The 6,978-nt window shown below is 70.6% G+C and carries 6 protein-coding genes; 4 read left to right on the forward strand and 2 right to left on the reverse strand.

The window, feature by feature from the left end:
• The first annotated feature begins 49 nt into the window (after window positions 1-49).
• Together purF and purM are read left to right on the forward strand one after the other, a co-directional pair.
• Window positions 50-1,633: an amidophosphoribosyltransferase gene (purF, locus tag AB0R04_RS37105; RefSeq protein WP_063348340.1), complete on the forward strand. Its 1,584-nt coding sequence runs from the start codon at window positions 50-52 to the stop codon at window positions 1,631-1,633.
• A 79-nt stretch (window positions 1,634-1,712) separates the two neighbouring features.
• Window positions 1,713-2,798: a phosphoribosylformylglycinamidine cyclo-ligase gene (gene purM, locus AB0R04_RS37110; protein WP_063348339.1), complete on the forward strand. Its 1,086-nt coding sequence runs from the start codon at window positions 1,713-1,715 to the stop codon at window positions 2,796-2,798.
• Between the two features lie 162 nt (window positions 2,799-2,960).
• On the opposite strand, the gene AB0R04_RS37115 is transcribed toward purM, so the two are convergent.
• Together AB0R04_RS37115 and AB0R04_RS37120 are read right to left on the reverse strand one after the other, a co-directional pair.
• A complete protein-coding gene (locus tag AB0R04_RS37115) occupies window positions 2,961-3,218 on the reverse strand; it encodes a DUF3073 domain-containing protein (RefSeq protein ID WP_063348338.1) in 258 nt (85 codons plus the stop codon).
• 416 nt (window positions 3,219-3,634) lie between these two features.
• A complete protein-coding gene (locus AB0R04_RS37120) occupies window positions 3,635-4,792 on the reverse strand; it encodes a Glu/Leu/Phe/Val dehydrogenase dimerization domain-containing protein (RefSeq protein WP_063348337.1) in 1,158 nt (385 codons plus the stop codon).
• 198 nt (window positions 4,793-4,990) lie between these two features.
• Between AB0R04_RS37120 and AB0R04_RS37125 the strand changes: the two genes are divergently transcribed.
• The gene (locus AB0R04_RS37125; protein WP_363378358.1) at window positions 4,991-5,887 is read left to right on the forward strand and encodes a hypothetical protein; all 897 of its coding nucleotides are present in this window, start codon (window positions 4,991-4,993) and stop codon (window positions 5,885-5,887) included.
• A gap of 485 nt (window positions 5,888-6,372) precedes the next feature.
• The gene (gene bldC / locus AB0R04_RS37130; protein ID WP_014137253.1) at window positions 6,373-6,579 is read left to right on the forward strand and encodes a developmental transcriptional regulator BldC; all 207 of its coding nucleotides are present in this window, start codon (window positions 6,373-6,375) and stop codon (window positions 6,577-6,579) included.
• Window positions 6,580-6,978 lie beyond the last annotated feature (399 nt).

Below are 6,978 nucleotides of genomic sequence, written 5' to 3' on the forward strand. Positions count from 1 at the left end.
GGCCGCCCGGGTTCCGGAAGCCGGTGCCCGCTGCCCTAGACTCGAAGACGTGCCACGTGGTGACGGAAGACTCAACCACGATCTTCTTCCCGGTGAGAAAGGCCCCCAGGACGCTTGCGGCGTCTTCGGTGTCTGGGCTCCCGGCGAGGAGGTCGCCAAGCTCACGTTCTTCGGCCTTTACGCCCTGCAGCACCGCGGTCAGGAATCCGCGGGCATCGCAGTGAGCAACGGCTCCCAGATTCTCGTCTTCAAGGACATGGGGCTTGTCTCCCAGGTCTTCGACGAGGCCTCCCTGGGGTCGTTGCACGGGCATATCGCCGTCGGACACGCCCGCTACTCGACCACCGGGTCCTCGGTCTGGGAGAACGCCCAGCCGACCTTCCGCGCGACCGTGCACGGTTCGCTGGCCCTCGGGCACAACGGAAACCTGGTGAACACCGCCGAACTGGCGGAGATGGTCGCCGAACTGCCCGGTGAGGAGCACGTCTCCCGCTCCGGGCGGAGCGCCGCGACCAACGACACCGACCTGGTGACCGCGCTGCTCGCCGGCCACCCGGACCTCTCCATCGAGGAGACGGCCAAGGTCGTGCTGCCCAAGGTCAAGGGCGCGTTCTCGCTCGTCTTCATGGACGAGCACACCCTCTACGCCGCCCGCGACCCGCAGGGCATCCGCCCGCTGGTGCTCGGCCGGCTGGAGCGCGGCTGGGTCGTCGCCTCCGAGACGGCGGCGCTGGACATCTGCGGCGCCTCGTTCATCCGCGAGGTCGAGCCCGGCGAGCTGATCGCCGTCGACGAGAACGGCATGCGCAGCTCCCGCTTCGCCGAGGCGAAGCCCAAGGGCTGCGTGTTCGAGTACGTCTACCTGGCCCGCCCCGACACCAGCATCGCCGGGCGCAACGTGCACCTCTCCCGCGTGGAGATGGGCCGCCGCCTGGCGAAGGAGGCGCCCGCCGAGGCCGACCTGGTGATAGCGACGCCGGAGTCCGGCACCCCCGCCGCGATCGGCTACGCCGAGGCCAGCGGCATCCCGTACGGCTCCGGCCTGGTGAAGAACGCCTACGTGGGCCGCACCTTCATCCAGCCCAGCCAGACCATCCGTCAGCTCGGCATCCGGCTCAAGCTCAACCCGCTGCGCGAGGTCATCGCGGGCAAGCGCCTGGTGGTCGTCGACGACTCGATCGTCCGCGGCAACACCCAGCGCGCGCTGGTGCGGATGCTGCGCGAGGCCGGCGCCGCCGAGGTGCACATCCGGATCTCCTCGCCGCCGGTGAAGTGGCCGTGCTTCTTCGGCATCGACTTCGCCACCCGCGCGGAGCTGATCGCCAACGGGATGACCGTCGAGGAGATCGGCCGCACCCTCGGCGCGGACTCGCTCTCCTACATCTCGATCGACGGCATGATCGAGGCCACCAAGCAGCCCAAGGACAGGCTCTGCCGGGCCTGCTTCGACGGCGAGTACCCGATGGAGCTGCCGGACCCGGCACTGCTCGGCAAGCTCCTGCTGGAGGCCGAGATCAAGGGCAGCCAGCAGCCGCCGGCCGTGCGCGGCAAGCCGACCAGCGGCAGCGACCTGGACGGCGTCCAGTCGCTGCTCGGCGGGGCGGGCGCGGCCGACGCGCTGCGCCGCCCGTAACGAATCCACGGTGGGGTCCCGCGAAACGGGGCCCCACCGCTGTTCCAGCCCCCACCAGACCCGAGAGGGCCGCACCGTAGTGACCAGCAACCAGAACGGCGCCACCTACGCCGCAGCCGGCGTCGACATCGAGGCGGGCGACCGCGCCGTCGAGCTCATGAAGCAGTGGGTGAAGAAGGCGAACCGCCCCGAGGTGGTCGGCGGTCTCGGCGGCTTCGCCGGCCTCTTCGACGCGTCCGCCTTCAAGCGCTACGAGCGGCCGCTGCTGGCTTCGGCCACCGACGGCGTGGGGACCAAGGTGGCCATCGCGGCCGCCATGGACAAGCACGACACCATCGGCCACGACCTGGTCGGCATGGTCGTCGACGACCTGGTGGTGTGCGGCGCCGAGCCGCTGTTCATGACCGACTACATCTGCGTCGGCAAGGTCGTGCCGGAGCGGGTCGCCGCGATCGTCAAGGGCATCGCCGAAGGCTGCGCGCTGGCCGGCTGCGCCCTGGTCGGCGGCGAGACCGCCGAGCACCCGGGCCTGCTCGGCCCGGACGAGTACGACGTCGCGGGCGCCGGCACCGGCGTGGTCGAGGCGGACGCGCTGCTCGGCGCCGACCGCGTGCGGGCCGGCGACGTGGTGATCGCGATGGCGGCCTCGGGCCTGCACTCCAACGGCTACTCGCTGGTGCGCCACGTGCTGCTGAACGAGGCCGGCTGGAAGCTGGACCGCAAGGTCGAGGAGTTCGGCCGCACGCTCGGCGAGGAGCTGCTGGAGCCGACCCGGATCTACTCGCTGGACTGCCTGGCGCTCACCCGCGCCACCGAGATCCACGCCTTCTCGCACGTCACCGGCGGCGGCCTGGCGGCCAACCTGGCCCGGGTCGTCCCGGACGGCCTGCACGCCCGCCTGGACCGCGGCACCTGGACCCCGCTGCCGGTCTTCCAGACCGTCGCCCAGGTCGGCAAGGTGGCCACCCTGGAGATCGAGAAGACGCTCAACATGGGCGTCGGCATGGTCGCGGTCGTCCCGCCGTCCTCGGTGGACGCCGTGCTGGCGATCCTGGAGGACCGCGGCGTCGAGGCCTGGCTGCTCGGCGACATCGTCGAGCGCACCGGCGAGCACGAGGCCGGCGCGGCGCTCTACAACGCCTACGAGGGCTTCACCGCGGGCTGAGCCCGGCGGGACGACGGAAGGGCCCCTCCGGTGCGCCGGAGGGGCCCTTCCGCGTCCTGCCACCCGGGGGGCGGCGACCCACCCGGTACGCCATCCGGTACGCGGGAACGCCGAAGACCGGCCTGGCGCGCTGGGCGCTGGGCCGGTCGGCGAAACTACTGGCTAAGAGCGGCGAGAGGCCTGCGACGGCCCGGTGCCCGGCTCGGTGTCGTCCTCGTCGTCGAGGTCGGCATAGCGGGCGGCGTACTCGGCATACGGGTCGTCGTCCTCCTCCTCCTCGATCGGCTCCGGGTCGATCGGAGCGGTGGACGGCGATGCGCCCAGCTCGTTGGACAGACGGTTAGCGTCAAACCCGCCGCTGTTGTACTTCAGCTCGCGGGCGACCTTCGTCTGCTTGGCCTTGGCCCGGCCGCGCCCCATGGGTCGACCCCCTCAACGATGGGGCTCACGGCCCCGAGTCTGACACGTGTTCATGATCAGGAGCGGCCTGCCCGAATGGGAGGACCGTCCCTTGGAGCATTAACGGTACCTGTTTCCGCCGCTGGACGGTACGTCGTCGGTGTGACGTGGCGCGCACCGACCGCACCCGAGACCAGGTCTTCCCAGGTCAGGGGAGGTTTTGCGGCGGTTTGCGCGCTGTCCGGAGGTGTCTCAGGTCCGTCGTTCCAGGACCGATTATCCCCCCAAGGGGGACCTTGGATCACCCGATCGGGCGCAGAAGTGAGAATCCGGTTCCACATCGTGATGCGCGGGGGACGGCTGGGCCCCTCCCGCCCGGGGGCGGGTCACGGGGGTGCGGCCGCCCCCCGCGCATCCGAGGTTCCGGGGGCGCCGGATCAGGCCCGGCGGGCGCCCGGCAGCAGGACCGTGCGCAGCGCGCTGATCTCGCGCATCCGCTTCTCGGCCAGGCGGTCGGCGGCGACCGCCGGCGGGACGCCGTCGGAGGCGGCCCGGGTGAAGATCTCCAGGGTGGTGTCGAAGATCCTGGTGGCCTTGTTCTTGGCCCGGTCGAAGTTGAAGCCCTCGATCTCGTCGGCGACCTGGATCACGCCGCCGGAGTTCACCAGGTAGTCCGGCGCGTAGAGGATGCCGCGGTCCGCGAGGTCCTTCTCGACGCCCGGGTGGGCCAGCTGGTTGTTGGCCGCGCCGCAGACGATCGTGGTGCCGGACTCGCCGAGCGCGGCCACCGTGTCGTCGGTCAGCGCGCCGCCCAGGGCGCAGGGGGCGTAGACGTCCAGCCGGGCCTGCAGCAGGGCGGCGGTGTCGGCGACGACCTCCACCTCCGGGTGGGCCGCGCGGACGCGGTTCACGGCGGTCTCGGAGACGTCGGTGATGACGACGGTGGCGCCGTCCGCGACGAGGTGGCCGACCAGGTAGTGGCCGACCTTGCCGACGCCCGCGACGCCGACCCGCTTGCCGCGCAGGGTCGGCTGGCCCCAGCGGGCCTGGGCGGTGGCGCGCATGCCCTGGAAGACGCCGAAGGCGGTCAGGATGGACGAGTCGCCGGCGCCGCCGTGCTCGGGCGAGCGGCCCGTCACGAACTGCGTCTCGCGCGCGATGACGTCCATGTCCTGCACGTAGGTGCCCACGTCGCAGGCGGTGATGTAGCGGCCGCGCAGGGACTCCACGAAGCGGCCGTAGGCACGGAGCATCGCCTCGTTCTTGTCCTTGTTGGGGTCGCCGATGATGACGGCCTTGCCGCCGCCGAGGTCGAGCCCGGCCAGCGCGTTCTTGTAGGACATGCCGCGGGACAGGTTGAGCGCGTCCTCCAGGGCCGCCTCCTCGGAGGCGTACGGGAAGAAGCGGGTGCCGCCGAGGGCCGGGCCCAGCGCGGTGGAGTGGATGGCGATGATCGCCTTGAGCCCGGAGCTGCGGTCGTGGCAGAGGACGACCTGCTCGTGGCCGTCGCCGGGGGCGCCGTCCTGCTCGGTGCGGAAGATCCTGCTGAGCACTCCGGGTGCGGGGTGCGTGGCGGATGTCTGTACGTCGGTCACTGTGGTGACTCCAGTATCGAAGGCCCGCCTGCTGTGGTGCGGGCGCCTAGGGCGAAGCGTAGTCGCGGGAGCGTCGCCGATCCGCCCTCTTGTCCGAGCTTGTCCCGGTGGTCCGAGGAGTGAGACGCAGGGGGTGCGCGGTGCGGGCGCGAACGGTTCGCGGGCGCGCCCTCCCGGGGCCGGTCGGCGCGTGCGACCATGCAGGACGTGACCGTCGTGCGCACCTCGGTACTGCCGCCCTACGCCGCCCACCTGCGGGTCTACGAGCCGCTGGCCGCCTACCCGGAGTCCGAGCGGGTGCGCTGGCAGGCCTACGCGGCGGAGCACGGCCCGGACGCCGTCGAGGCGGCGCAGCCGGTGGCCGCGGCCGTCCTGGAGGAGCAGCGGGAGGCGCTGGCGGAGCTGGCCGCCCGGACGCCCCGGGCGCTGCCCGAGCGGGAGAGCGGGCGGGCCTACCTGCGGGTGGTGGACGGCGTGCTGTACGTCTGCCCGTGGGCGACCAGGCTGCGCAGCTGGCAGGCGCTGGAGGAGCTGCGGGCGGCCGCGCCGGTGGCGCTGCTGGACACCGCGGTGCCGCCGGTGGCCCGGGCGGCGGCGGAGGCGGACCGGGAGCGCTGGCGGGCCGGCCATCCGGACGCCCGGCCGTGGATCCTGACCAGCCGGTGGGAGGTGCCGGTGCGCTGGTTCCTGCCGTTCGGGGACGAGGACCGCTGTTTCGTGCCGGCGCAGGAGCCGGGCAAACCGGGGCGGGCGGCGGCGCTGTTCTACCTGGTGCCGATGGCGCAGGCGCGCCGCCGGGTGGCCCGGGCCTTCCGGGTGCTGCGTGAAGAGGTGCCGGACGGGGAACTGGTCCGGGGGGCGGAGCAGATCGGGCGGTGGCTGGAGGAATTCCATCCGCGCTCGCTGGTGGAGCTGGACTACGGGGGGCTGGTGCATTTGCTGGGGCCGGAGCGGCTGTTGGCGGATCGTTCGGCGGGGGAGCTGGAGGAGGGGCTGCGCGCGCTGCGGGCGGGGGACACCGCGCAGGCGCTGCACGCGTACGGGGAACTGACGGCGCGCTGGCGCAGGGTGCTGGCGCTGCGGTACGCGAACTGACGTCCGACCACCCGTGTATGACTGTAAGAGTCCTATGGCCCGAGCTGGATGACCAAGGTCCCGGTTCGGGTCAATAGCTGTCGAACGTGACACTACTCACCGTTGACGCGAACTTACCCCTATGTGCAAAAATGGGACAACCAGCCCAACTTCACGCGGGCATGCCCACTTTTGGGTGGTTCTGGAGTCGATGCGTGCTTTGCGGGGAAACAGGGGGTCTGGTCCCCTCGTAACCAGGCGTCACGGCCGCGTGACTGCCCGTTATGGGGTGGTCCATTGCCATCCGTCGCTCTTGAACCCGTGAGGGGTCAATTTTGGCGGTTTGGTCGATAGGGCTGGACGGATGGTGTAGTTGTAGACACCAGGACAAGCCGTTCGTCCTATAACCGACTCGGCCCGTCTATGCCATTTCGGGCATCGCGGGCCAAGGTGCAGAATTTGAAGGATAGAACCGCCCTGGTTCGGTTCTCCCGAGGAGGCCGCTCATGACCGCTCGTACCCCTGATGCTGAGCCCCTGCTGACGCCGGCAGAGGTCGCCACCATGTTCCGCGTGGACCCGAAGACGGTCACTCGTTGGGCCAAGGCGGGCAAGCTGACGTCCATTCGCACGCTCGGCGGTCACCGCCGTTACCGCGAGGCGGAGGTGCGCGCTCTGCTGGCCGGGATTCCCGCTCAGCGCACTGAGGCCTGATAGGCCAAAGGCTCTTTAAAGGGGCCGCTTACCGGACTCCGCCGGGTCCGGTAAGCGGCCCCTTTGCCATGCCCGCCCGCCGCGCCCGGGTACTCGGCACAACGTACGGAATGTTGAACTCCGGATAACGATTTGATGCGCATGATACGGGGGGGATTTACAGTTAATGGCTGTACAATTTTACATATTAAATTAGTGAGGTCTTGGTGAGGGTGGTGCGGGGGCGCTCTCGGGAAAAGATAAGTGACGACCGTCACACCGTCTGTCACTTGTGGTCTGGACCTGGTCCGGGGTAAAAACCGGACTGGCAACAGGCTCCGGGCTGGCGCATGCTAGGAACCATGAGCCTCACCACCCCGGTCGCGCAAGCCCGGTCCGCCTCGGTCGCGCAAGCCCGGA

Origin of the sequence: Kitasatospora sp. NPDC056731 (genome assembly GCF_040687675.1) — a bacterium.
In the GTDB taxonomy this organism is placed as follows: Bacteria; Actinomycetota; Actinomycetes; order Streptomycetales; family Streptomycetaceae; genus Kitasatospora.

What these genes read in the sequence shown, in the direction of transcription:
- AB0R04_RS37125 (WP_363378358.1), top strand. Translation starts at nt 4,991, where the DNA reads ATGCAGGACGTGACCGTCGTGCGCACCTCGGTACTGCCGCCCTACGCC.
- AB0R04_RS37115 (WP_063348338.1), bottom strand. Translation starts at nt 3,218, where the DNA reads ATGGGGCGCGGCCGGGCCAAGGCCAAGCAGACGAAGGTCGCCCGCGAG.
- bldC (WP_014137253.1), top strand. Translation starts at nt 6,373, where the DNA reads ATGACCGCTCGTACCCCTGATGCTGAGCCCCTGCTGACGCCGGCAGAG.